General features: G+C 41.6%; 19 protein-coding genes. 17 read left to right on the top strand and 2 right to left on the bottom strand.

Going from position 1 to position 25,117, the window contains the following annotated elements; genetic code table 11:
- Window positions 1-206 precede the first annotated feature (206 nt).
- From LF822_RS07735 to LF822_RS07670, 14 genes are all read left to right on the top strand, one after another.
- Window positions 207-3,020: a 2-oxoglutarate dehydrogenase E1 component gene (locus LF822_RS07735; RefSeq protein ID WP_253923499.1), complete on the top strand. Its 2,814-nt coding sequence runs from the start codon at window positions 207-209 to the stop codon at window positions 3,018-3,020.
- Window positions 3,017-4,324 (top strand): 2-oxoglutarate dehydrogenase complex dihydrolipoyllysine-residue succinyltransferase, encoded by a 1,308-nt coding sequence (gene odhB / locus LF822_RS07730; protein ID WP_253923401.1) that lies wholly within the window; start codon window positions 3,017-3,019, stop codon window positions 4,322-4,324. Before LF822_RS07735 ends, odhB begins: the two co-directional genes overlap by 4 nt.
- Before the next feature lie 291 nt (window positions 4,325-4,615).
- Entirely contained in the window at window positions 4,616-5,788 is a 1,173-nt protein-coding gene (gene yhbH, locus LF822_RS07725; protein ID WP_253923400.1) for a sporulation protein YhbH, read from the top strand.
- A gap of 321 nt (window positions 5,789-6,109) precedes the next feature.
- Window positions 6,110-7,627: a potassium/proton antiporter gene (locus LF822_RS07720; RefSeq protein ID WP_253923399.1), complete on the top strand. Its 1,518-nt coding sequence runs from the start codon at window positions 6,110-6,112 to the stop codon at window positions 7,625-7,627.
- 233 nt (window positions 7,628-7,860) lie between these two features.
- Window positions 7,861-8,673, top strand: coding sequence for a pyrroline-5-carboxylate reductase (gene proC, locus LF822_RS07715; protein ID WP_253923398.1), 813 nt, complete (start codon window positions 7,861-7,863; stop codon window positions 8,671-8,673).
- Between the two features lie 97 nt (window positions 8,674-8,770).
- Window positions 8,771-9,247 (top strand): PH domain-containing protein, encoded by a 477-nt coding sequence (locus LF822_RS07710; RefSeq protein WP_253923397.1) that lies wholly within the window; start codon window positions 8,771-8,773, stop codon window positions 9,245-9,247.
- Window positions 9,237-10,676, top strand: a complete 1,440-nt coding sequence (locus tag LF822_RS07705) for a PH domain-containing protein (protein ID WP_253923396.1) — start codon at window positions 9,237-9,239, stop codon at window positions 10,674-10,676. Before LF822_RS07710 ends, LF822_RS07705 begins: the two co-directional genes overlap by 11 nt.
- A 158-nt stretch (window positions 10,677-10,834) precedes the next feature.
- Window positions 10,835-12,121: an NCS2 family permease gene (locus tag LF822_RS07700; protein WP_253923498.1), complete on the top strand. Its 1,287-nt coding sequence runs from the start codon at window positions 10,835-10,837 to the stop codon at window positions 12,119-12,121.
- Window positions 12,122-12,312: 191 nt separating this feature from the next.
- Window positions 12,313-13,842, top strand: a complete 1,530-nt coding sequence (locus LF822_RS07695; protein WP_253923395.1) for a spore germination protein — start codon at window positions 12,313-12,315, stop codon at window positions 13,840-13,842.
- Window positions 13,820-14,923, top strand: coding sequence for a GerAB/ArcD/ProY family transporter (locus tag LF822_RS07690; RefSeq protein WP_253923394.1), 1,104 nt, complete (start codon window positions 13,820-13,822; stop codon window positions 14,921-14,923). Before LF822_RS07695 ends, LF822_RS07690 begins: the two co-directional genes overlap by 23 nt.
- Window positions 14,920-16,035 carry a Ger(x)C family spore germination protein gene (locus tag LF822_RS07685; protein ID WP_253923393.1) on the top strand — a complete coding sequence of 372 codons (1,116 nt, stop codon included), beginning with the start codon at window positions 14,920-14,922 and terminating at the stop codon, window positions 16,033-16,035. Before LF822_RS07690 ends, LF822_RS07685 begins: the two co-directional genes overlap by 4 nt.
- Window positions 16,036-16,556: 521 nt before the next feature.
- Complete coding sequence (locus LF822_RS07680; RefSeq protein WP_253923392.1) at window positions 16,557-17,747, top strand: NupC/NupG family nucleoside CNT transporter; 1,191 nt, start codon at window positions 16,557-16,559, stop codon at window positions 17,745-17,747.
- A gap of 425 nt (window positions 17,748-18,172) precedes the next feature.
- Window positions 18,173-19,024, top strand: coding sequence for an SDR family oxidoreductase (locus LF822_RS07675; RefSeq protein WP_253923391.1), 852 nt, complete (start codon window positions 18,173-18,175; stop codon window positions 19,022-19,024).
- A gap of 60 nt (window positions 19,025-19,084) precedes the next feature.
- Window positions 19,085-20,515 carry an aldehyde dehydrogenase family protein gene (locus LF822_RS07670; protein ID WP_253923390.1) on the top strand — a complete coding sequence of 477 codons (1,431 nt, stop codon included), beginning with the start codon at window positions 19,085-19,087 and terminating at the stop codon, window positions 20,513-20,515.
- 90 nt (window positions 20,516-20,605) lie between these two features.
- On the opposite strand, the gene LF822_RS07665 is transcribed toward LF822_RS07670, so the two are convergent.
- Window positions 20,606-21,973 carry an MATE family efflux transporter gene (locus tag LF822_RS07665; RefSeq protein WP_253923389.1) on the bottom strand — a complete coding sequence of 456 codons (1,368 nt, stop codon included), beginning with the start codon at window positions 21,971-21,973 and terminating at the stop codon, window positions 20,606-20,608.
- Between the two features lie 82 nt (window positions 21,974-22,055).
- Here LF822_RS07665 and LF822_RS07660 point away from each other — a divergent pair, with 82 nt between their 5' ends.
- The 3 genes from LF822_RS07660 (at window position 22,056) to LF822_RS07650 (ending at window position 24,814) form a co-directional block, all read left to right on the top strand.
- The gene (locus LF822_RS07660) at window positions 22,056-23,126 is read left to right on the top strand and encodes an undecaprenyldiphospho-muramoylpentapeptide beta-N-acetylglucosaminyltransferase (protein WP_253923388.1); all 1,071 of its coding nucleotides are present in this window, start codon (window positions 22,056-22,058) and stop codon (window positions 23,124-23,126) included.
- A 205-nt stretch (window positions 23,127-23,331) separates the two neighbouring features.
- Window positions 23,332-23,685 (top strand): hypothetical protein, encoded by a 354-nt coding sequence (locus LF822_RS07655; protein ID WP_253923387.1) that lies wholly within the window; start codon window positions 23,332-23,334, stop codon window positions 23,683-23,685.
- A 310-nt stretch (window positions 23,686-23,995) separates the two neighbouring features.
- Window positions 23,996-24,814 carry an aldo/keto reductase gene (locus tag LF822_RS07650; RefSeq protein WP_371925845.1) on the top strand — a complete coding sequence of 273 codons (819 nt, stop codon included), beginning with the start codon at window positions 23,996-23,998 and terminating at the stop codon, window positions 24,812-24,814.
- Window positions 24,815-24,846: 32 nt separating this feature from the next.
- Here LF822_RS07650 and LF822_RS07645 read toward each other — a convergent pair whose 3' ends face one another.
- Window positions 24,847-25,077: a phage holin family protein gene (locus LF822_RS07645; protein ID WP_256521655.1), complete on the bottom strand. Its 231-nt coding sequence runs from the start codon at window positions 25,075-25,077 to the stop codon at window positions 24,847-24,849.
- Between the last annotated feature and the right edge of the window lie 40 nt (window positions 25,078-25,117).

Here is a 25,117-nt window from a genome sequence, read left to right as displayed (position 1 = left end):
CGTCTTTATTGTTATAATAGAGAAGAATTCGAGACGAAAAGAAAAAAAGCGATAAATGTTGAATTTTATAACGTTTCAACTCTATAATAGTATGTGTGTTTGCAAACGTTTACGTTCCAGCATTAGACAACAACTACTTGGAGGTATTTCACGTGGCTAATCAAGGTGCCAACGAAAGGTTTTGGGAAGAATTTCACGGCCCTAATATGGGGTATATTGAAGAACAGTACGAGTTATATGAAAAAGATCCAGAGTCAGTGGATCCATCATTAAAAAAAGTATTTGATGAGCATGGGGCACCGGAATGGATGAGTGCGTCTGCTGCTCCTGCAGTAAACGGAGCTGCACAGGCTGCATCTTTAGATATGGTTAAAGTCACCTCAGCATTGAAACTTGTTGAGGCTATTCGGCGTCACGGCCATCTAGATGCAAAAATTTATGCGGTGGGCAGCAATGAAAGGCCCCCGACGAATATGCTTGAAATCAGCCGATATGGTCTAACTGAGCAAGATTTGAAAAATATACCAGCAGATGTAGTCTGGCCGAATCCACCTGTGAAGCTGAATAATGCTCTTCAGGTCGTTCAAACTCTAAAAGAACGGTATGCAGGGACGATCTCCTTTGAATATGACCACGTGAGTCATGAAAATGAAAGACAGTGGCTGCAAAGGAAAATCGATTCTTCAGAGTTCCAGGTTAATTTAAGTGAAGAAGAGAAGAAACAATTACTTAGAAGGCTGGCTAAAGTAGAAGGCTTTGAAAACTTTCTAGCTAAGACTTTTGTCGGCCAGAAACGTTTTTCTATTGAAGGACTCGATTCAATGGTCCCAATGCTCGATTTTATCGTCCAGGCAGCTTCTTCCGATAAGATATCCAACATTATGATGGGTATGGCACATAGAGGACGTTTAAATGTACTGGCACATGTATTAGGGAAGCCGTACGATCGTATTTTCTCTGAGTTTCACCATTCGCCGGATAAGGAGCTTATCCCTTCTGAAGGTTCGACTGGCATTAACTACGGATGGACAGGGGATGTGAAGTATCACTTTGGTGCTCACCGTGAGATCGGAAACGGCGAGCAGTCATCCACTCAGGTAACCTTAAGTCATAATCCATCCCACCTGGAATACGTAAACCCGGTCGTGCAGGGATTTACAAGAGCTGCACAGGATGACCGCTCTGAGCCCGGATATGCAAAGCTGGATGAGGAAGAAGCGTTCGGATTGTTGATTCACGGGGATGCGGCGTTTATTGGGGAAGGCGTAGTTGCCGAATCCTTAAATATGAAGGATCTGCCTGGATATCGTACAGGTGGAACTATTCACGTTATTGCGAATAACTTAGTCGGATTTACGACAAACCGCCGTGATGGCCGGTCAACCCGATATGCAAGCGATCTGGCCAAAGGCTTTGAAATTCCAATTCTCCATGTCAATGCGGATGACCCGGCTGCATGTCTGTCAGCTATATCACTAGCTTATGAATATCGTAAAAAATTCAAAAAAGACTTTGTTATCGATTTGATTGGGTATCGACGTTACGGTCATAACGAAATGGACGAACCGCGTTCAACCCAGCCTATTCTTTATAAACAGATCGACGAGCACCTTACCGTTCCTCACCTTTATGAAAAGCAGCTGATCGAAGAAGGAATTGTAGAAGAAGGTACATTAAAAGATTTTTTTACAGAAAACGAAAAAAATCTTCGTGAAATATATAACAATATGAAAGAAAACGAAACTACAGAAGCAGATGTAAAGGCTCGTCCGGGCGGAGTTGAACGTCCGCTGGATGAAATTGTGACAGCTATTGATTTAGAGCGTTTGAAGAAGCTGAATAAAGAGCTTTTAAAGAGACCGGAAGGCTTTAATGGGTTTAAAAAGCTAGAGAAAATTCTTCAAAAGCGTGGAAACATGCTGGAAGAAGGCAATAAAGTTGATTGGGCAACAGCCGAAGCCCTTGCGTTTGCTTCTATTATTGAAGATGGAAACCCAATTCGAATTACCGGACAGGATACGGAACGCGGAACCTTTGCTCACCGGCACCTCGTCCTTCACGACATCGAATCTGATGACACATACTGTCCGCTTCACGGTATTGAACAAGCAAAAGCATCGTTTGATATTTACAACAGTCCGCTTTCTGAGGCTGGAGTATTAGGATTTGAATATGGCTACAGCGTTCAAGCACCTGAAGCCCTCGTCATTTGGGAGGCGCAGTTCGGTGATTTCGCTAATGCTGGCCAGGTTATATTTGATCAGTTTGTAGCGGCAGGAAGAGCGAAGTGGGGAGAAAAATCAAATATGATATTCCTTCTTCCTCACGGTTATGAGGGACAAGGTCCTGAGCACTCCAGTGCGCGTTTAGAACGTTTTCTGCAGCTCGCTGCTGAGAATAACTGGACAGTAGCTAATGTCACGTCGGCTGCACAGTATTTCCACCTGCTGAGACGACAGGCTGCTATAAATGATGAGGAAGAATCACGTCCGCTTGTTCTCATGACACCGAAAAGCCTGCTGCGAAACCAGAGAGTGGCAGCAGAGGGCAGCAAGTTCAGTGAATTAAATTTTCAGCCGATTATGCGTCAGCCTTACATGACGAAAGAAACGAAAAAGGAAAAAGAAAAAGTGAAATCTCTTCTGCTTGGAAGCGGGAAGATCATGGTAGAAATTGAAGATACCGTTGAAAAAATGGAAGATCCCACTTTTGAAACATTGGATGCTGTTCGAGTAGAACAGATTTATCCTTTTCCTACTAAACAGCTAAAAGAGATTTTGAGCGAATATCCTAATTTAGAAGAATTAGTATGGGTACAGGAAGAGCCTCAGAATATGGGAAGCTGGTATTTTGTAGAGGGTATCCTGCACCGTATGCTTGAAAAAGGCCAGATTCACCGATACGTTGGAAGACCACACCGTGCATCTCCTTCTGTAGGTGAACCAAACATCCACAAAACAGAGCAAAGAAGAATTATAAATGAAGCGTTACAGTTGTCTAAAGGAGGAAACAAATCATGAAGGAAATCAAGGTCCCTGAATTAGCTGAATCAATTACAGAAGGTACGATCGCCGAGTGGCTGGTGAAAAAAGGCGATCAAGTTGAAAAGGGTGACCCCATCCTTGAGCTCGAGACAGATAAGGTAAACGTTGAAGTTAATGCCGATGCAAGCGGCGTTCTTGCTGAAATTTTAAAGGATGAAGGAGATGACGTCGAGGTAGGCGACGTTATTGCCAAAGTCGATGAGAATGGTGAAGCCGGCGGCTCAGGTGAGGATGAGTCTTCTAAAGAGGAAGCTTCTTCAGAAAAAGAAGAGCCTGCCCAGGAGACAGCTGGCAACGATGAAAAACAGGAAGAAAAGCAAGAAGAAAAACAAGAATCTGCTGACCAGCGGGATACTAAAAATGATGTAGTGGCCACTCCGGCTGCCCGTAAGCGTGCACGTGAATTAGGAATCGATCTCAGTGAGATTACAGCGAAAGATCCATTAGGAAGGATCCGTCCTGAGGATGTGGATGCAGCAGCAGGAGGATCCAGTAAAGAAAGTAAAAAAGCGGAGAAAAAAGAAGCGCCGAAGCAGGAGAAAAAATCAAAAGAAACCAGTGGGAAAACTGAGTTTGATAAGCCTGTTGAACGAATTAAAATGTCCCGCCGCCGCCAGACGATTGCCAAGCGTTTGGTAGATGCCCAGCAAACCTCAGCAATGCTTACGACATTTAATGAAGTGGATATGACGAATGTAATGAAGCTGCGCAGCGAACGGAAAGAAGCCTTCCAGAAGAAGCATGATGTGAAGCTTGGATTTATGTCATTCTTTACTAAAGCTGCTGTAGGAGCTCTTAAAGAATTCCCTCTCATTAACGCAGAGATTCAGGAAAATGAAATAATCCAGAAGAAATTCTATGATATCGGTATGGCCGTATCAACAGATGAAGGGTTAGTCGTTCCAGTGGTTAGGGATGCTGACCGTCTGGACTTTGCAGGTATTGAAAAAGGAATTATGGACATGGCCCAAAAAGCTCGTAATAAAGAGCTCCAATTGGACGATCTTCAAGGTGGCTCATTCACGATCACAAATGGCGGAATCTTTGGATCTATGCTTTCCACACCGATTCTGAACTCTCCGCAAGTTGGAATTTTAGGATTGCACAACATTGAAAAGCGGGCCAAAGTCATGCCGGATGATACGATTCAAGCCCGTCCAATGATGTACATTGCGTTATCTTACGACCACAGAATTGTAGACGGAAAAGATGCGGTCCAATTCTTACGCCGTATTAAAGAAATGATAGAAGATCCTTATGACTTGCTATTAGAAGGATAATTTGAAAGAACCTCTTCGTTAAAACGGAGAGGTTTTTTTATGTTTAAGTCAACTCCAGGCCATGGGAACTGAAAGCATTCAATGCCGTGCCTCCCACTTTCTCTGACCAATCGTAACGAACTCCCGCTTTTCAAAACCTCCAGCATAGATTAGTTAATGAATGGTTACGATCATAACTATGCAATAAACTGAAAATTCAAATAAAATTGTTGTCATATCGTAATTAGTCTCATCCATTGAACTTGTCCTGCATATGATAAAGTAATCCACAAAGAGGAGGGGGAATTTAGGATGAATGATAAGAAGAACTTTGTCATTGCTGAAGACGACTGGTCCCTCCATCGAAAAGGCTATGATGACCAACGGAGACACCAGGAAAAAGTCAAAGATGCGATGAATAAACAGCTGCCTGATTTAATAACTGAAGAAAATATTGTAATGTCTAATGGAAAACGTGTTGTTAAGATCCCTATTCGCTCACTTGATGAGTATAAGATCAGATATAATTACGACAAGAATAAACATGCAGGTCAAGGAGATGGGGACAGTCAAGTTGGTGACGTTGTCGGTCAGTCACAGGAAGCACAGAAGAAACCAGGTCAAGGAGAAGGTGCCGGCGACAAGGCTGGCGAAGACTATTATGAAGCAGAAGTTTCACTTGCTGAGCTTGAAGAAGCTTTTTTTAAAGAATTAACACTGCCGAATCTGGCTGAGAAAGAAAAAGATACGATAATTCATGAACAGATTGAGTTTACAGATATTCGTAAAACGGGGCTGGTTGGAAATATTGATAAGAAACGAACGATGCTGGAAGCTTTTAAACGAAATGCTCTCGGCGGTGATTCCTCGTTCGCACCAATTTACCCGGAAGATATCCGATTTAAAGCTTGGACAGACCAAGATAAGCCTGAATCAAAAGCAGTGGTTATTGCCATGATGGATACCAGTGGTTCTATGGGGCAATGGGAGAAGTATATGGCTAGAAGCTTTTTCTTTTGGATGAATCGTTTTTTAAATAAAAACTATGAAACTGTGGATGTAGAATTTATCGCTCACCATACACAGGCTAAAGTGGTCTCAGAACACGACTTTTTCTCTAAAGGAGAAAGCGGAGGAACGATTTGTTCATCAGCTTACCGTAAAGCACTGGAGCTTATTGAAGAGAAATACTCACCGGATCGATATAATATTTATCCGTTTCACTTTTCGGATGGCGATAACTTAACGTCTGATAACAAACGATGTGTATCATTGATTAATCAATTAATGGAAGTATCACAAATGTTCGGTTATGGGGAAGTTAATCAATACAACCGGTCATCAAGTTTAATGCAGGCCTATAAATCGATTGGCCACCCGAAATTCCGCTATCATATATTAAGAAAGAAAGCTGATGTCTTCTATGCTATGAAACACTTCTTTAATGAAGAAGAGAGTAGTGAATTAGCTGCTTTAAGCGAGTGAGCTTGAGGGGAAACCCTCGGCTCTTTTTTATTGGATGGAACCTTTGTGACATCGAACGCCTCCGCGACGTGTGGGGTCATGGAAAGGGAGTGGTTTCCTAAAACCCCTTCCTCTTGATCTTGCAAAGAATGTTTACACTTTCGAGATGAAAGTGTAAATGAGGGTTTCTTAATAAGCTGTTACTTCGACGTATTTCTTATATCATGTCCGCCAGGTCGCTTTAAGCCTTTGTTCTTTCTTGAGTTGAAATACTCCACTAGATGTTATAGATCTTGTTATAATAAGGGTAATGTAGTTGTGAAATAAAAAGGAGTTACCCTGATGATCCATGAAATTATTGAATCCAACCAGTTTATTATGCTTGTCTCCCTGCTGTTAATAATGAGTGTCGTAGTTACTAAATTTTCTTCAAGACTTGGAGTGCCTTCTCTAGTTTTATTTATTGGAGTTGGGATGCTTGTAGGAAGTGATGGTCTAGGTCTTCTCTACTTCGATAATGCAGAGGTTGCTCAGGTGGTTGGTATTTTTGCTTTAATTGTTATTTTATTCGAAGGTGGAATGCAGACTAAGTGGGAGTCCATTAAGCAGGTCATTGGTCCTTCAGTTACGTTAGCAACATGTGGAGTTATCATTACGAGTACGATTGTAGGAGTAGCTGCAAAATACATACTGGGCATCTCATGGCTCGAGGCCTTCCTGCTTGGATCAATAGTAGGTTCTACGGATGCTGCCGCGGTGTTTGCTGTTCTAAAAGGAAAAAATATACGAAATAAATTAGAGGCTACATTAGAAGCAGAGTCTGGTACGAATGATCCGATGGCCGTGTTTCTAACGATAAGTTTTATCCAGATACTTACGACTGATAACACGAACTTCGCGGCGATGGCCGGCTCTTTTTTCTGGCAGATGGGAGGGGGCTTAGCCGTAGGACTCCTGATTGGTTATGGAGCGAGTTATGCATTAAATCGTATTAATCTTGATTCGAGCGGTCTTTATCCGATTTTTGCTCTTGGTTTTGCCTTTTTAACGTATGGGGCCAGTTCTTTGATTCAGGCAAGCGGGCTGCTTTCTGTTTATGTTGCGGCTGTATTGGTAGGTAATACTGAGTTAGCCTATCGCTATTCGATCTTACGGTTTCATGAAGGCTTTGGCTGGATGGCGCAGATTCTTATGTTTATTTTGCTTGGGTTATTTGTGTTTCCATCCGATGTGTTTACGGGAACGATTATTTTCGATGGGTTGTTAATTGCTTTAGTTTTAATTGCGGTGGCGAGACCTGTTGCCACTTATTTAAGCCTTGTATTCTTTAAGTTTAATTGGAAAGAGAAGCTGTTCCTCTCCTGGGCTGGTTTACGCGGGGCTGTTCCCATCGTTCTTGCCATCTTTCCTTTATTAACCGAGGTGGAAAACAGTCAGCTGATGTTCAATGTAGTATTTTTTATCGTAATTGTATCTACAGTAGCTCAAGGCTCTTCGATCACGTGGGTCGCAGAGAAGCTTAAGCTTGTTTCAGAAATGAAAACGAATCCGATCCACTCACTGGAGCTTATTTCAATTGGAAAAGCTAATGTGGAAATTATGCAGTTTGATGTGAGCGCTAAAAATTTGATCGTCGGTCAATCCTTAGAAAATATGGAACTGCCTGATAAAGCATTAATCAATGCGATCATCCGGGATGGAGAAGTAATCACTCCTTATGGTCAAACGACAATACAGGCTGGCGATACACTTTATATTATGGTTACGAAGCGTGTGAAGAAAGAAGTAAAAACGTTGCTGGAAGCTGTGGAGGAAGAAGGGAGTAAAGAAAATAACTTCAACGAAAAAAACCGAGCTTGAAGGCAGCTCGGCTTTTTTCGTAGCAGCTATGATATTTGTGGTCAATCGTTATGATATGAAGAATACACTCATAATTATAGATAAGCTGAATGGATTTGTAAAGGCTTTACTTAGAAAACGTGATTTTTTTACTAGAACTTCTTACCCTGCAGCTGACAAATATAGATCGATAACGTTGTCTGGCAGCATTTTATCATATACAATTGAAGACACGAAAGAGAGGGGTTGGTAAGGTGAGTAAAAAAATTGGATTTTTAGGATGCGGTCAAATGGGGCAGGCCATGATTCAAGGAATGATCGATTCCCGTGTGGTAGAACCTGCTCAAATCTCCGCTACAGCTTTAACGGATGAAACCATTGATTTTGTAGCTGATGAATACGGTATTTTAATTTCGAGTGATAACAAGAAATTAGCTGCCTCCAGTGATATTTTATTTTTAGCTGTGAAGCCCTATATATATGAAGGGGTTATCCAGGAAATAAAATCTGCTGTTACTGAAGACACAATTATTGTTACGGTGGCTGCCGGGATTACATTAGAAAAAGTTAAAAGTTCTTTTGACTTTAATGTGAAAGTGATTCGTTCCATGCCGAATACCCCCTCTTTAGTCGGAGCAGGAATGAGTGTGCTATGTCCGAACGACTTCGTCACCGAAGAAGAATTGTCCAGTGTAAAAGAACTTTTTGAGAGCTTTGGGGAGTCTGAAGTAATTGGCGAACATCTTATGGATGCCGTTACTGCTGTAAGTGGTTCATCCCCGGCTTATGTTTATATGTTTATTGAAGCGATGGCCGACGCGGCCGTCCAGCAGGGTATACCAAGAGACAAGGCTTATAAGCTGGCGGCTCAATCCGTTCAGGGAGCAGCGAAGATGGTTCTGGAAACAGGAAGACATCCAGGTGAGTTAAAGGATATTGTCTGTACACCAGGGGGCACAACCATTGCAGCTGTAAATACGCTTGAGCAGACAGGATTGCGAAGCTCAGTTATACAAGCTATGAATGCGTGTGCGGAAAGAGCAAAAGAACTATCGCAGAAAAAGTAAGCGTTAAAATCCAGACTAAAGAGGTCTGGATTTTGTTTGAGATGAAACGAAACACGAGGTCTCATCGTACATAAGGTGGAGGATGGAGGAATGTTTAATGAAAGTACCAACTCAACGAATTTCAACCCGCGCTTTAACACTCTGGAGATTATACGGTGTAATTCAAGCGGGCGTTGCAGCGCTGCTTGTAATCGGGACGGGCATCACTACATATTTGTTTGACTGGCCATTATGGCCGCTTCTTTCTGTAAGTATTGTGCTTGCAGCGATTATCATTTTAAATATCGGTGTAATCCCGAGTGTAAGGTGGAAGCGCTGGAGGTATGAAGTGAGAGATCAGGAAATTGAATTACAGTACGGCCTGTTTATCATTACGAGGACACTGGTCCCCATGGTCAGGGTCCAGCATGTAGATACCGAGCAAGGACCTTTGCTGAGAAAATACAAGCTGGCTACCATCAGCATTTCAACTGCGGCTACTACTCATAAGGTCCCCGCTCTTGATGAAGGGGAGGCAGAAGAATTAAGACATTCTATTTCTTCATTAGCGAGGGTGGCTGAAGATGATGTTTGAACCGAAGCGGCTGCATCCAATTTCTGCGGTTATTAACTTTGTGAAAGGCTTAAAAGATGCAATTCTTCCCCTGGCTGCTGTTCTGTTTTTAAATAGCAACCGGGGAGAAGGCATTCTGGGGCTGCTTCCTTATCTTATATCGGGACTTCTTCTCGCTTTCATTCTCATTGGCGGAATTGTTAAGTGGATTCGGTTCACCTACTGGGTGGAAGACGGAGAACTTCGAATGGAGCATGGATTGTTCGTGAAGAAAAAGCGGTACATTCCAATTGATCGAATTCAGAGCCTTGATTTCTCCGAAGGGATCCTTCACCGGCCATTACAGCTGGTGAAAGTGACGGTGGAGACGGCTGGTTCGTCAAACGTCACGGAAGCTGAGGCCGAATTAACCGCGATACACAAAGAAGAAGCCAGACAGTTGGAGCATTTTATCGATCAAATTAAGCACAGCAGCGGAGAACCAGCCGGGGAAGAAGACCAATCAACTCGTCAATTGGTTTACAAAATGGGTATGAAGGATATCTTAGTCATGGCGTTAACATCCGGCGGTGCAGGAGTGGTCATATCGGGAGCCTTAGTGTTTCTGTCACAGGGGTTGGAATTTTTACCAGTTGACGCGATATATGATGAAATGATTGACTGGCTGCAATTCAGCTTTCTATTTATTGCTGTTCTTGTGCTTCTCGTTTTAATTATTGCTTATGGAATATCGGTACTCCTCACAGTTCTTAGATACAGTCAGTTCTCAGTCTATCTTGATTCTGGCGATATTATTATGACTAGAGGGTTATTGGAAAAAAAACAGGTCACGATACCATTAAATCGAATTCAGGGAATTCGAATTGATGAGAATTTGATTCGTGAGCCTTTAGGTTACGCCACTGTAACCATTATAAGCGCGGGAGGATCGCTGAAGAATGATTCTGACCAAACATTGCGCGTGCTCCCCCTGGTTAAGCGGTCTGACATGCAGAAGGTCCTTAAAAGTATATTGAAAGACTATGAGCTTAACCTGCCGCTAAACACTCCGCCGAAGCGGTCGAAACTGCGTTACATTGCCCGGTTTATTTGGTTTCCTGCTGTTTTATCATCAATAGCAAGTGCGATGTTTTTTCCATTGGGATTGTTAAGCTTACTGTTAATTCCGGTTTTTTCCTGGCTGGGCTATATGTCATATAGACATGCAGGCTGGAATCTAAAAGGTCACCAGTTAACATTAATCCGTCGTTTCTTAGTTAAGCAGACCTATGTTATGAAGAAGTATCGTGTTCAATCGATGTATAAAGGTCAGTCTATACTTCAAAGACGGACAAAGCTGGCTTCCATTAGAGCTACGTTAAAGTCAGGTGTAGGTGGAGAAAGTGCCCGCATCTGGTACCTTGAAGAAAACGATACACATACTTTATTAAGCTGGTACAGTCACGAATAGAAAAAGCGCTGATTTCCTGAAGCTTTAGGAATCAGCGCTTTATTTTTGTTCATAATACGAACGTTAGTAATATTATTATTGAAATTTGTTCGGAAAACGAATATTATAAAATGTGTTGGTAATTTCATTCGGAAAGTAAGGTGTTTGTTGTGCTGAAAATGTTTCGCTTACAGGAAAATCAAACAAATGTACGAACAGAAATATTAGCAGGGGTTACGACTTTTTTAACAATGGTTTATATTGTTGTGGTCAACCCGGCCATTCTATCAGAAGCCGGGCTGCAATTTGAGCAGGTTTTTATGGCTACAGTGCTCGCAGCTATAATTGGAACTTTAATTATGGCACTGGCTGCGAACTATCCTATTGCCATTGCGCCTGGTATGGGAATGAATGCATATTTCGTTACTGAAGTGGTGCAGCAGGATGTGAGTTACTCGGTAATTCTCGGAACGGTCTTTATTGCCGGGGTGCTGTTTGTCCTTCTCAGCTTGACCAGACTGCGTGAAATTCTAATCACAGCTATTCCCGCATCCCTTAAATATGGAATCACGTCCGGAATCGGCCTTTTTATTGCATTTCTAGGATTAAGGATGTCCGGTATTATTGTTGCAGATGAGTCGAACCTTGTAGCGCTTGGTGACTTAGCTGCCCCGGGAACGTTTCTGGCGATTATCGGCCTCTTTATTACGCTTGGATTAATTGCTAAACGAGTAACGGGTGCTTTATTTGTCGGTATGGCAGTTACAGCAGTGATAGGCATGTTTATAGGGCAATTATCGTTTGCTGACGGCTATATTTCTACTCCTCCCGCACCGGTCTTCTGGGATGTAGATCTTGCTGGTGTGTTCAGTAATGGGTTATATACAGTTATTTTTGCTTTTTTGCTGGTTACTATATTCGATACGACCGGGACAATGATTGGTGTAGCTGAACAAGCCGGGTTCATTCGAAAAGACGGCAGCCTGCCCCGCGCTCGTGCTGCGTTGATGGCGGATGCTACGGCAACAACAGCCGGCGCAATGTTCGGTACAAGTCCATCCTCAGCATATATTGAATCGTCGTCAGGAGTTGCTGCGGGAGGGAGAACAGGTTTAACGACCGTGGTCGTCGCTTGTTTGTTCTTTCTTTCCATTTTCTTTTCTCCAATCGTGGGTGCAGTGTCGAACCTGCCAGCTATTACGGCACCGGTGCTTATTATCGTGGGATGCTTTATGATGGAAGGTCTGGCGAAAGTGGCTTGGACAAAGTTTGATGAAGCTTTCCCTGCATTTATCATTATATTGACAATGCCTTTAACCTCGAGTATTGCTACGGGCATCGCGATCGGATTTATTACGTTTCCACTGCTTAAGCTTTTTAGTGGAAAAGGAAAAGATGTGCACTGGATCCTATATTTATTTGGAGCCATATTTATTGTTCAGATGATTTTCTTTCCAGGCCATTAAATCTAAACTGCTGTAAAATATAGCTTTCAGCTCGCGGAGAAACCATTGGTTTCTCCGCGAGCTTTTTTAAATTGAATTAAATTCATCTTTCAAAGTTAAATTGAGATAGTCTTAACTTATAATACACTTTCTTTTTTTAGTTCATGAATAGGATGAAACACGATTTGGCATCCTAAGAGAAGGTGATGACTATGGGATTCTTTAAAGATTTTTTTCATAAAGACCAGAGAGCAGATCGCAGAATATCAGATGAGAGCCAAGAACCGAAGCAGCCGAGCACTCGGAATCTCTCAAATAACATTGACTATATATTAAATGCATTAAAGCGGACTGAAGATTTAAAGGTTCGTATATTAAAGAAGGGTGATGCTGCGCTTCTTTATATTGAACCGCTGGTTGACCAGGATAAAGTTCAGATGAATATCTTTAATCCAATTGAGATTGGCAGGGTAGATTCTATTCATGATATTCCTAGTGCTAAAGAAACGACTAACCTTGAGGAAGCCGTTAATAGCCTGCTCCGTGGTCATGCCGTGTATTTAGAGGATGAGAATCGCAGGGTTTCTCAATTTAGTGTCACCTCTGTCTTTAACCGAAGTGTTGAGGAGCCGGCAAACGAAAAGGTAGTTAGAGGATCGCATGACGGATTTGTAGAAAATATTATGGTTAATATAAACCTGGTTAGAAAACGAATTGAACACCGTGATTTAAAGGTGAAGTTTTTTAAAGTAGGGAAGAAAACGAACACTAATGTAGCTATTCTTTATATGGAAGGCCTAGCTGACCCTGAAGTTGTTTTGAAAATGGAAGAGAGACTGGAAGCCATTGATTCAGATAAGGTACAAAGCCCGGGATATGTGGAAGAATTTGTTGAGGATAGTGCTTTCTCTCCATTTCCGCAGATGTTAAATACAGAACGGCCTGACCGGGTGGTTGCTAACCTAATGGAAGGGCGAGTAGCTTTGTTTTCTGAAGGCAGCCCTACAAGTTTAATAGCACCTGCAACGTTCTTTATGTTTTATCAGGCGCCAGACGATTATAACACAAGGTGGTACACAGGAACTTTTGTTCGTCTGATTAGGTTAGCGAGTTTCTTAATCGCTGTCGGTCTGCCCGCCTTATATATTGCGATCGTCAGTTTTCATTTTGAAGTTATTCCGGATGACCTGATTACTCCGGTGAAAAGTTCTATTAACGAAATCGCTTATCCCCCGGTAGTAGAAGCCCTAGTAATGGTAATTATTATTGAACTTATCCGGGAAGCCGGGATCAGGCTGCCTTCTCCAGTAGGGCAGACGATCGGTATTGTAGGAGGTCTCGTTATTGGCGACGCGGTAGTAAGGGCTGGATTAATTTCCAACATCATGGTGATTGTCATCGCTCTAACGGCAATTTCTTCTTTTGTTGTCCCTTCAAATGAATTAAGTACAACATTGAGACTGCTTACCTTTCCATTAATATGCTTGTCTGCGACATTAGGGTTTGTAGGTTTAATATTTGGTTTTCTGTTCATCGCCGTACATTTAACGAAGCTTGAATCCTTCGGTGTTCCTTACTTTGCTCCAGTGGCGCCTTTGCGACTGAAAGATTTAAAAGACACCTTTGTTCGTTTTCCGATATTTATGATGAAGAACCGGCCAAAAGATGCTCATCCGATGGATTATAAAGCGATTGGAGAATCGAGGGAGTGGAAAAAGAATGAGCAGTCAAAAAAATCTTAAATTGACGAATCGCCAATACTTTTTCCTTATCATTCAAACGCAAATTGGAGTGGGCATACTCGCCCTCCCTTTCGATTTACACACAGCTGCCAAACAGGACGGGTGGATTTCTTTAGTTCTTTCAGGTGTGTTAATTATTATTCTCATGGTTTTTTACTGGCTGCTGGCTAAAAAATATCCTGATAAAGATTATTTTCTCCTCCAGCAGTATGTCCTTTCAAAATGGGTGGGGAAAGCTGTAACTCTTTTTTATATCGTTTACTTTGCAGGCGTAGGCGTTTTAATATTGCTTTTGTACGGCCGCATGATCAGCATATGGGTCCTCCCGAACACTCCATTTTGGATCCTTTCCATGATGATGGTAGCTGTATGCATGTATATTGTCTGCTGTGATTTGGTGGTTATGGCCAGGTTATACACCATGTTTTCAGCCTTTCTTATTTTCCTTGTTGGTCTTATCTTGTATTCAGTCAAAGATAGTCGGTTGTTTTATTTACTTCCCGTGGCTTCAGACGGGTGGGGAGGGATTCTGGCAGGAATTGATAAAGGAATTATTTCATTTCTCGGATTTATTGTAGCTTTAGTAATCTACGCTAAAGTAGAAGGGGAGCCTAAACAAAAATTAAAGACCATCATTTTCGCTCAGATTACTGTCCTGCTGTTTTACCTTTCCATAGTTCTTGTTACTTTCACTTTTTTTAGTACAAAAGAAATAGCACTTGTATCAGAACCTGTTCTTTATATGCTGAAGTCATACCAGTTTCCAATTGTAGCAAGAATAGACTTATTTTTTATTTCCATTTGGATGGTGTTTGTAGCGACCTCCTTTTCCACCTATTTATACCTGGCGGGCCTTGGAATCACAAGGGTGTTCAATAAAAAGCACAGCCCGGTCATTGTTTTGATCGTCGGCTTGAGTTTTTACTTTTTATCGTTGTTTATAGGCTTTAATCTTGTAAAACTTGATCAATTCAGCTCCTATATTGTAAAGGGAGGCTATATTTTTTCAATGGGCATCCCGCTGCTCGTTCTTTTCATCAGTCTCTTTAGGAATCGTCCTAAGAAGGAGAGCGCAACATGAAGAAGTTATCCTTATTACTCATCATATCGGCACTTATTCTTTCTGGCTGCTGGGACCAGAGACAATTTAAAAATGTCAAGCTTGCTTTGTCCATCGGTTTAGATGAAGGGTCGAACGGACAAATGACAGAGACCGTTTCGATTCCGACCGTACGAGGTGGGGGAGAAGGGCCGTTAGAAGAGACAGTTCAAATCTTATCAAGCGATGCGCACACCGTTTTAGACGCCCGTGATAAAATAGACCGGATGATTTCTCACTCCTTTAACCCTTCCAAGATGGAGGTACTGCTGCTGGGGGAAGATCTTGCAAAAAAAGACATTTATCCTGTACTGGATAATTTCTATCGAAACCCAAACAGTAATTTAAATGCGAAGCTTGTGATTGTGGAGGGGACAGCAAGAAAAGCACTTGAATTTAGAGGGGCTGGTGAAATGAGAATAAGTGAATATTTAAACGGAATGTTAGAGGGAGCCGAAGCGGCTTCCCGTACAACTGGAGAGAATCTGCAGATGATTTGTGCTGAGCTGGTGGAAGAAGGAGAAGATTTTACTCTGCCTCTAATTAAGTTTGACGAAGAAGAGGTTGCTCTTGAATTCAGCGGGCTGGCACTAATGAGTGGAGAAAAATATACAGGCGAAAAAATATCTGCAGAGCAGGCCCCTCTGCTCATGCTTCTTAAAGGTATAAAAGGCAGATTTGTACAGCTGACGAGAAAAGTAGATGATAATGAAGAGGAAATTCTCGACTATATTACAGTAGAAGTCATGAAATTCAATGATGATATGAAAATTAACCCCAGCAAAGATGAGATAAAGGTTGATATAAGCCTGGACCTGGACGTGAGAGTTACAGAATACCCTCATGATCACCTTGTCTCAGAGAAAGTCATCGAGGATTTAAATAAAAAGCTTTCAGAAGTATTGACGGCCGAAGCAGAACAAATTATTTCTAAGCTTCAGGAAGCAAACAGCGATGTGTTCTCGATAGGCCGCCACATTCACGCCTACCACCCGGATGTATGGAAACAGATGGACTGGAAAACAATGTATCCTGAAGTGCAATTTAATACAGAAGTTAACGCAGAAATTCAACAGCACGGCATTGTAAACTAAAAATATATAAATAGTTGAAACCTTATTTATCATTCTGTCGTCTATTATATAGAAGTGCTTTAAAGCGCTGGTGAATATTTGTATTCACTTGAGCTTGTAAGCCTTCTATGAGAAAGCTGGCACCCAAGCTGCGGGTTGCATTTTTTCAAACGATATACCTCCCCTTAGGTATAGCACCCTTCGACTGACCACCGAAGGGTGCATTTTAGTGTCTAATCATATTATAAGACCTGTTGGACATCCTAGTGTTAAATACATCAAACAAATTCGACAAAAATATATATTTTTACATTTGATTAGGGAAAAAATCACCGATTTGTTAATGCGCTTACTTGCTTGCCCCTCAAGGTTTTCGAGCTCTGTGGACTAAATTAGTCATAAAGTATCAAACTTCGTTTTTTTTAAATTGTATTGCAAGACGTCTGACAACCTGTTAAAATCCTAATAGAAACAAGTAATGAAAGCATTTTCATTTTTTGTTCAATGACGACATCTAAAACTTTCTGAGGGGGAAATAAAGCGTGGATATTTTGCTTGGCCTTTTAGCGATTGGGGTTATTATTGGCATTGCTTTTTTAATGTCCAATGACAGGAAAAACATCAATTACTTTGGAATTATTGTAATGCTTATTGCTCAGGTTATAACTACATTCATAATGTTTATGACTGAGTTTGGCCGCATGATCATTGAGGGTATTTCGTGGGGTTTTGAAAAATTAATTGAATTTGGAACAGATGGCGTCCAGTTTGTGCTTGGTGGTTTTGTCATAGAGGAAGATGCTTCAGTATTTTTCTTTAACGTATTATTATTAATTATTTTCTTTGCAACCATTTTATCAGTACTTACTTATCTTAAAATCCTTCCTTTTATTATTAAATACCTTGGGCAGGGATTATCTTATATTACACGACTTCCTAAAGTTGAATCCTTTAATGCGGTTAACAGTATTTTCTTTGGGCAGTCTGAAGCGATTATTGCTATTAAATCTCAATTTAAACAGTTAAGCGACAATCGGCTGTATATTGTCAGTGCTTCTGCTATGGGGTCCGTTTCAGCGTCAATTGTAGGAGCCTATATTGAGATTCTGCCGGCTGATTATGTATTAGTTGCTCTTCCATTGAATATGTTCAGTGCCCTAATTGTGGCATCACTGATTGCGCCTGTCCGTGTTCCTAAAGAAGAGGATCATGTAGATATCCATGACGTTTCAAATGCGAAGAGTTTCTTTGAAGCAATGGGAAATGGTGCTTTAGATGGCGGTAAAATTGCTTTAATCGTAGCTGCTATGCTAATTGCCTTTATTGCTTCTCTAGAGTTGGTTAATGCTATGTTCGCAGGTATTTTTGGAGGTCTGACACTTCAGGAAACACTGGGGTATGTTATTGCTCCGATCGGGTTTTTAATGGGGATTCCATCCGGAGAATTGCTCGATGCCGGATCGATTATGGGAACAAAAATTGTAACAAACGAATTTGTAGCTATGCTGGAGTTCCAGGGAATGGTCGACAGCGTTTCTGAAAAAACTGTAGGGATTGTAACAGTCTTCTTAACCAGCTTTGCCAACTTCTCTTCTATCGGGATTATAGCTGGTACTGTTCAGGGAATTGATGCCGATAAAGGTGCTCGTGTCTCAGGGTTTGGAATGAAATTGTTAATCGGAGCAACTCTTGCTTCTATGCTGTCAGCTACAATTGCTGGTCTATTTATATAAAAATTAGTAAGAACGAGACTTGGATAAAACAATTCTCATTTAAGAAAGCCCTGATCAAATTCGAATTTGATCGGGGTTTTTTTGTATTTAATGGTCATCAACATACTTCGCTTTTCGTCTGTTGACGAAGCTTCATAGATTTAATTTTTGAAATGCGTTATTATTCGTTTTTTTATCCCAGTCCCGTGTTTTTACTATTCCTGATTAATTTTACCCGTTTCTTCTCCAATACCGCTGGAAGCACCTGTTAAGATTCCTACTTTATCTTTTACGTTAGTCATTAACTTCATCCTTCCATCATTAAGCTTTCACAAGTGGTGATTACTTGTAGAGGGCAGTCTTCCTACCTTAATATAGCATTAAACATTATCATCGTTTATGAATATGGAAAGAAATAAACAATAAATATAAAGTGAGGGAAAGCCATGGAAAGAAAAACAGCTATTGTAACGGGGGCCAATTCAGGAATGGGACTAGTTGCAGCGACGGCGCTGGCTAAGAAAAGGATTCATGTCATAATGGCATCCCGCAGTAAAGAAAGGGGAAAGGAAGCACTCCTTAAAGTCATGGATAAGAGTCAATCGGAACATGTTGATTTGATGCAGTGTGATTTAGGAAGCCTCGCATCGATCCGTTCGTTTGCTGCAAATGTTAAAGAAAAATATAAGTGCCTCGATATTCTAATTAACAACGCTGGAGTTGTCTCTTTAAAAAGAGAATTAACCACAGACCTTTTTGAATCTCAAATAGGTATAAACCATCTCGGCCACTTCCTGTTAACCAATCTGATTCTACCTGAATTGAGAAATTCAGAAGATGCTCGAGTAATTAACATATCTTCGGGTGCTCATAAATGGGGAAGAATTCATTTCAGAGACCCTCATTTATCGGAAAATTATAATGTAGTTAAAGGTTATGGACAGTCAAAGCTTGCCAATGTACTGTTTACCAAAGCGTTAGCGGAAAAAGTGAGCAGCGAATTCATTGCTGTAAATGCTGTTCATCCAGGAGCGGTGGCTACGAACTTAGGGATCGACCGGACGAGTGGTTTTGGGAAAACGGTCACCAACTGGCTGGCCCCCTGGTTTAAAAGCCCGGAACAAGGCGCTGAAACAGCTGTGTATCTTGCTTTAGATCCTGAGATCAAAGGGGTAACAGGGGGATATTTTTATAATAAAAAACCTGCCTCGATTTCTAAAAAAGCAAGTGACAGGAAGCTCGCTGAAACCTTGTGGATTTGGAGTGAGCGGGAAGTAGGGATTACAAGTCTGTCCTAGTTTAATGATAGAGAAGAAAGGCTATATGTTTTGTAAATTCCACTAGAAGGAGATGGGAATATGACAAAGGAATACCAGTTGTATATAAATGGAGAATGGACAAGAACTGATGAACAGCTGGATGTACTTAATAAATATACGCAGGAAACATACGGCCGCGTAGCCAAAGCTGCAGAAAAGGATGTTGAAGCGGCGGTGAGTGCTGCAGAACAAGCCTATCAATCAAACAAAATGACACCGTATGAGCGTTATGAAGTTTTAAAACGTGTAAGTGAACTATTGGTGGAAAATCAAGAAGAATTAGCTGAGACTATTACGAAGGAAGCTGGGAAACCATTGAAACAGGCACGTAATGAAGTAGAGCGTGCTGCTCAGACCTTTGAAATATCAGCTGAGGAAGCGAAGCGGATCCACGGGGAAGGAGTACCCGTGGATGCAGCACCAGGCTCTGAGAATCGCATGGCCTTTACGATTCGTGTGCCGGTCGGTGTTGTAGGAGCGATCAGTCCGTTTAACTTTCCTTTAAACTTAGTTGCTCATAAGGTTGGTCCCGCTATTGCCGCAGGAAACTCTGTAGTTTTAAAGCCGGCGAGTAAAACACCAATTTCTTCTATAAAGCTGGCATCTATATTCCATGAAGCCGGTCTGCCGAAAGGGTTTTTAAATGTAGTCGTCGGTTCCGGGTCAACCGTAGGAAACCAAATGATGAAGGATTCGAGGATCAATTTGTATACGTTTACAGGGAGTGCCGAGGTCGGTTTGAAGCTGAAACAAAACACAGGTATTAATAAATTAATTTTAGAATTAGGAAATAACTCACCTGTGATCATTGATAAAGAGGCAGACATTACAAAAGCAGCCCAGAACACAGCAGCTAAAAGCTTCGCTTTTGCTGGTCAAGTCTGTATATCAGTTCAGCGCATTTACGTTCACGAAGAGATCAAAGAGGCTTTCCAGGACGAGTTTTTAAAAGCAATAAAACAGCTGAAAATAGGCGACCCTAACGATCCAGAAACAGATGTAGGTCCAATGATTGGAGAAGATGAAGCGAAGAGAGCTGAAGAGTGGATCGAAGAAGCTAAAAGAGAAGGTGCCACTATATTAGAAGGAGGCACAAGGGACGGAGCATTAGTACATCCTACGGTAATCACTGAGGTCAATCCTGGGATGAAAGTAGTATGTGAAGAAGTATTTGCCCCTGTAGTGACTTTAATCCCATTCAGTGATATAAAAGCGTGTATTAAAGAAGTCAATGCCTCTCCTTATGGTCTTCAGGGAGGAATCTTTACACGGAATTTAGATACTGCTTTCTATGCGGCAAGAAATGTAGAAGTCGGCGGGTTTATGATTAATGATGCATCCCAGTATCGAGTAGACTTAATGCCGTATGGAGGGGTTAAGGATAGCGGCTGGGGTAAAGAAGGTCCTAAATATTCCATTGAAGAGATGACAGAAGAACGACTTATTGTCATGAATCTGGAACAGGAGTAAACGAATAAAACCGCAGGCCATGCTGTCGGCCTGCGGTTTTATTTTCGTTTCTATATGGATTTTTGTGTGGTCATGAGGCGATCATCTTAACTACGCTCGTAAAGCCTGTCCTTCTTTTGCTTTTTTGTGTTGGAGATGAAGCAATCGAAACCATAGGGTCACAGCTCCGGCTGTTAAACCTATAATCAGGCTCATCCAATATCCAAAAGGACCCAGAGGCGTATAGTTTGCCATTAAATATCCGCTGGGAAGCCCAATCACCCAGTAAGAGACAAATGCCATCAGCAGCGTAATATTAACATCTTTATACCCGCGGAGGATGCCCTGGAGCGGTGCACCAAAGCCATCGGACAGCTGAAAGAAAATAGCGTAAAAAATAAACGCTTTCGTTAATTCAATGACTTCTTCGTTCGAACTGTATAACCGCGCCACCGTGTCATCGAAAACAAAGAGAATCACTCCCGCTAACACTGACGTCCCTGCTGACAGGGAAATTCCTAAATAGGAGTAAGTCCGCGCTGCGTTTAAACGATTTGCTCCGACTTCAAATCCTACAGCAATTGTCAGAGCAAAAGCTATACTTAACGGCATCATATAAACGAGTGATGCAAAGTTAATGGCAGCCTGGTGAGCAGCGATTGTATAAGTATCGTAAGCCGTCATAAAAAAAGTAACCGCTGCGAATATACTAGTTTCAAAGAAAATAGCGAATCCAATCGGGATCCCGATACGCAGCTGTTCATACCAGCTTTTTATTGAAGGCGTGATCCAGTTAGAAAAAATCCCATATACACGCAGTGGGTACATTTTGTGTATGACCCCTATAATTATGACACAGGCCGTCCAGTAGGTAAGAGCTGTAGCCAGGCCGGCACCAATTCCTCCCAAAGCGGGGGCACCCCATTTACCGAATATAAATATGTAGTTAAAAAGGATATTGGCAGGTAGTGTCATCAAAATAATGCCCATAGAGATTTTCGTCTGTCCAAGGGCATCTATAAAAGACCGTAACAGGTTAAATACAAACAAGGGGAGAATTCCGATTCCTAAAGTGATTAAGTAGTATTTTGCGACATAACGGACTTCTTCTTCAAGGGTAAACAATGAAAGTACGGGATCCAGAAGCAGAAAGCCAATAAGGCCGATCATGATTGCTATAGCAATAGATAAGTAAACCCCTTGCTTCACTGCAGAAGAGATTTCGCTTTCCTGCCTGGCCCCTTTTAATTGAGCCACAATAGGAGAGATGGCCATCATAATTCCATTTAGGCCGGTAAAGACAGGAAGCCACAAGTTAGAGCCGATCGCTACACCAGCTAATTGATCAGGTCCTGCCTGTCCGGCCATTATCGTATCAAAAAAGTTCATTAGGTACATGCCGATTTGAGTGATTAAAATCGGGACTAAAATAACGATAAGCAGTTTAATTTTTTCGCGTAATGTTTTTGTTTCGTACATAAGTGTTCTCCTTTTTGATACAATTCCCTTAGCAGGATACTAAGCTTAATCAAGCGCATATTTAGAAAGGACGTTGAAGATTTTGAATCAAAAACGCATTTTATTTACAGGAGGCGGAACAGCAGGCCATGTTATCGTCAACCTTGCTCTTATTCCTGAATTTCAAAAACAGGGTTATCAAATAGATTATATTGGTTCGTATGAAGGAATTGAAAGAAATTTGATTGAATCTTTAAATGATGTCACCTATCATGGCATATCCACCGGCAAGCTGAGACGGTATATGTCGAAAGAAAACTTCAAAGACCCTTTCAAGGTTTTAAAAGGACTTTATCAATCGCTTCGCATTATTAACAAAAGGAAGCCTCAAGTTGTTTTTTCAAAGGGCGGGTTTGTCTCTGTACCGGTTGTAGCAGCAGCTAAGCTTAAGAAGGTGCCGGCAATTATTCATGAATCTGATTATACACCGGGCCTTGCGAATAAACTTTCTTTTCCTTTTGCTGAGAAGGTGCTGGCCACTTTTCCTGAAACGATGAAGTACCTTCCAGAGACGAAAGGTAAATATATAGGGGCCGTTGTCCGTGAAGAGCTTTTTGAAGGAGATCGCAGTGCCGGCCTCAGATTTTGCGGATTCTCAAGTACTAAGCCTGTAATATTAGTCATGGGCGGCAGTACAGGTTCGAAAAAAATTAATGATTCCATTCGCGGGAATTTGGATGAACTTCTGCAGGAAGTGCAGATTGTCCACTTGTGTGGAAAAGGACACAAAGATGACTCTATAAATCGTACAGGCTATGCCCAATTTGAGTATGTAAATGAAGAGTTGAAAGATTTGTTTGCTGCCTGTGACTATATCATCTCAAGAGCCGGTTCTAATGCCATTTTTGAATTTCTGGCCTTACGGAAGCCGATGCTGCTCATTCCATTGTCGCGACAGGCAAGCAGGGGCGATCAGATTTTAAACGCGGATTCATTCGTCAAGCAGGGATACGCGTTAAAGCTGGAAGAAGAAGAACTAGATTCGACAGCATTGCTCAAGAAGGTTAAACAGCTGATGGAAGAGAAAACAAAGCTGCTGGAGAATATGACCTCCTATGAAAATAGAAAAACGAAGCAGCAAGTGATCGACCTCATTCAACAATCTGAAAAATAAGATAACCGCCGCTGCGATAAAGTCGCAGCGGCGGTTTGTTTTTTGTTGTATGAAGTATTTATTTGGACGGAGGTCTTTAGTTCTTACCCTCATTTAACCGCCAGAGAAACTTATTTCATGCTACGCATAATGAATGAATTAAGATATAATAGAAATACGGATGACGGGTATTAACAAAAAAATATAACGATCAGGGGTAGGTGCGATGAGTACAAAGGTATGTCGTTATTGCTACAAAGAAGTCAGGGATCGGGATGAGCTGGTTACAGCCTCGAATTGGTTTCGGGTACGGCCATATCATTTTCGTTGTTTTCAGTTATTAGAAGAGGATACAAGCACAGTAGCAGGTAGTTGGACGCCCATCAACGGCAGGGTCGGCTTGATTACAGTGGTATTGATGTTAGGGCTGTCGGTATGGATGCTTACGACAGACACGCTTAATTTCATTGGAGATCTTCTAGGGGTGCTGGCACTATATCCTGTCTTATTGAGAATTATATCTTATTTATTTATAGAGAGCCGTCTGCCAAAATACATAGAAAATAAACCTCATTTGTGAAGAACCTGACTGAAGATAAGCGGGTTCTTTTTTTGTTTGTCCACTAGGAAATTATAAAATTCCAAACTGTGGATCATTTTCATAGAGCCACATCCAGCTCCAGCGCCCAGACACTCGCGGCATAAGCAATCCGTCCTATGGAAGGGAAGCCCACCTTCCTTCGGCGGTTTTGCTTATGCATTTCGTGTCTCCCAGTGCGCTTGCGCTTTTGCTCTATATGTTGATATGTTCTCACGTGCAGGCTGGTTTAAGTTGGGGACAGCGGGGGAAGAGGTAAAAATAGATCTAAGGAAGAGAAAGGCGGATAAAAGTGAGTTTAACAACGACCATCAAATTATCAAATGGAGTGGATATTCCTCAACTGGGATTAGGTGTCTACAAAGTGAACAGCGGTGAAGAAGTTTATCAGACCGTTCAATCAGCATTAGACATAGGTTATCGGCATATTGATACAGCTTCATTCTATGGTAACGAAGCAGGGGTAGGACAAGCGGTCAATGACAGCGGTATTAAAAGAGATGAATTATTTATTACAACAAAGATATGGAATGATGAACACGGGTATGAGAAAGCGATTGATGCTTTCCACAGGAGCCTCGAACAGTTGGGAATGGAGTATGTAGATTTGTATCTCATTCACTGGCCGGTACCGGGACGATTTAAAGAAACATGGAAGGCGATGGAAAAGCTATATAAAGAGGGGCGCGTACGTGCGATCGGAGTCAGTAATTTTCTTGAGCATCACCTGGATGATCTGCTGGACGTAGCAGAAATCTTTCCTATGGTTAATCAAGTAGAATTTCATCCTCAATTATACTTGAAAGATTTGCACCGCTATTGCAGTGATCGTAATATTCAGCTGGAAGCCTGGTCGCCATTAGCGAGGGCAAGGTACTTAGACCATCCTGTTCTCAAGAAAATCGGTGAAAAATATGGAAAGTCTACTGCCCAAATTATTTTAAGGTGGGATTTGCAGCACGGCATTGTGACGATCCCTAAATCCACACACACCGGCAGGCAGCAGGAAAATGCAGATATTTTCAATTTCACTCTTTCTGAACAGGAGATGAGGTTAATAAATAAACTGAATCGAAATCGAAGAGTTGGCTCAGATCCTGATCAACTTTGAAACAAATACCGTCCCCGCAAGAGGGCGGTATTTTATTTTTTTTCTTTTTGTGTAACTGGGTCAACATCCCGTACTTCTTCTTTATAGATAAGAAGAAATGGCAGAAAAACGATTAAGAGCAAGAAAGCAACTAATATGAACTTTGCCAGCCATTCAACTAAGAAAACAATAGCTAAAAAGAAGCAGAGCAAAAAAAACAATGGAATAATATAGGCGTAAATCACAGCAATTCCTCCTCGTCCATAGTCTTGCCAAAATCGCATAAAATACTAGCAGTGGTGAACAATAAATCAGAACGGATAT

Origin of the sequence: Halobacillus sp. A5 (genome assembly GCF_024189315.1) — a bacterium.
GTDB lineage: Bacteria > Bacillota > Bacilli > Bacillales > Halobacillaceae > Halobacillus_A.
This window is presented reverse-complemented; position numbering and strand designations above follow the sequence as displayed.

What these genes read in the sequence shown, in the direction of transcription:
- yhbH (WP_253923400.1), top strand. Translation starts at nt 4,616, where the DNA reads ATGAATGATAAGAAGAACTTTGTCATTGCTGAAGACGACTGGTCCCTC.
- LF822_RS07735 (WP_253923499.1), top strand. Translation starts at nt 207, where the DNA reads ATGGGGTATATTGAAGAACAGTACGAGTTATATGAAAAAGATCCAGAG.
- LF822_RS07670 (WP_253923390.1), top strand. Translation starts at nt 19,085, where the DNA reads ATGACAAAGGAATACCAGTTGTATATAAATGGAGAATGGACAAGAACT.
- LF822_RS07685 (WP_253923393.1), top strand. Translation starts at nt 14,920, where the DNA reads ATGAAGAAGTTATCCTTATTACTCATCATATCGGCACTTATTCTTTCT.
- LF822_RS07695 (WP_253923395.1), top strand. Translation starts at nt 12,313, where the DNA reads ATGGGATTCTTTAAAGATTTTTTTCATAAAGACCAGAGAGCAGATCGC.
- LF822_RS07675 (WP_253923391.1), top strand. Translation starts at nt 18,173, where the DNA reads ATGGAAAGAAAAACAGCTATTGTAACGGGGGCCAATTCAGGAATGGGA.
- LF822_RS07655 (WP_253923387.1), top strand. Translation starts at nt 23,332, where the DNA reads ATGAGTACAAAGGTATGTCGTTATTGCTACAAAGAAGTCAGGGATCGG.
- LF822_RS07705 (WP_253923396.1), top strand. Translation starts at nt 9,237, where the DNA reads ATGATGTTTGAACCGAAGCGGCTGCATCCAATTTCTGCGGTTATTAAC.
- LF822_RS07710 (WP_253923397.1), top strand. Translation starts at nt 8,771, where the DNA reads ATGAAAGTACCAACTCAACGAATTTCAACCCGCGCTTTAACACTCTGG.
- LF822_RS07700 (WP_253923498.1), top strand. Translation starts at nt 10,835, where the DNA reads ATGTTTCGCTTACAGGAAAATCAAACAAATGTACGAACAGAAATATTA.
- odhB (WP_253923401.1), top strand. Translation starts at nt 3,017, where the DNA reads ATGAAGGAAATCAAGGTCCCTGAATTAGCTGAATCAATTACAGAAGGT.
- LF822_RS07645 (WP_256521655.1), bottom strand. Translation starts at nt 25,077, where the DNA reads ATGCGATTTTGGCAAGACTATGGACGAGGAGGAATTGCTGTGATTTAC.
- LF822_RS07665 (WP_253923389.1), bottom strand. Translation starts at nt 21,973, where the DNA reads ATGTACGAAACAAAAACATTACGCGAAAAAATTAAACTGCTTATCGTT.
- LF822_RS07690 (WP_253923394.1), top strand. Translation starts at nt 13,820, where the DNA reads ATGAGCAGTCAAAAAAATCTTAAATTGACGAATCGCCAATACTTTTTC.
- LF822_RS07720 (WP_253923399.1), top strand. Translation starts at nt 6,110, where the DNA reads ATGATCCATGAAATTATTGAATCCAACCAGTTTATTATGCTTGTCTCC.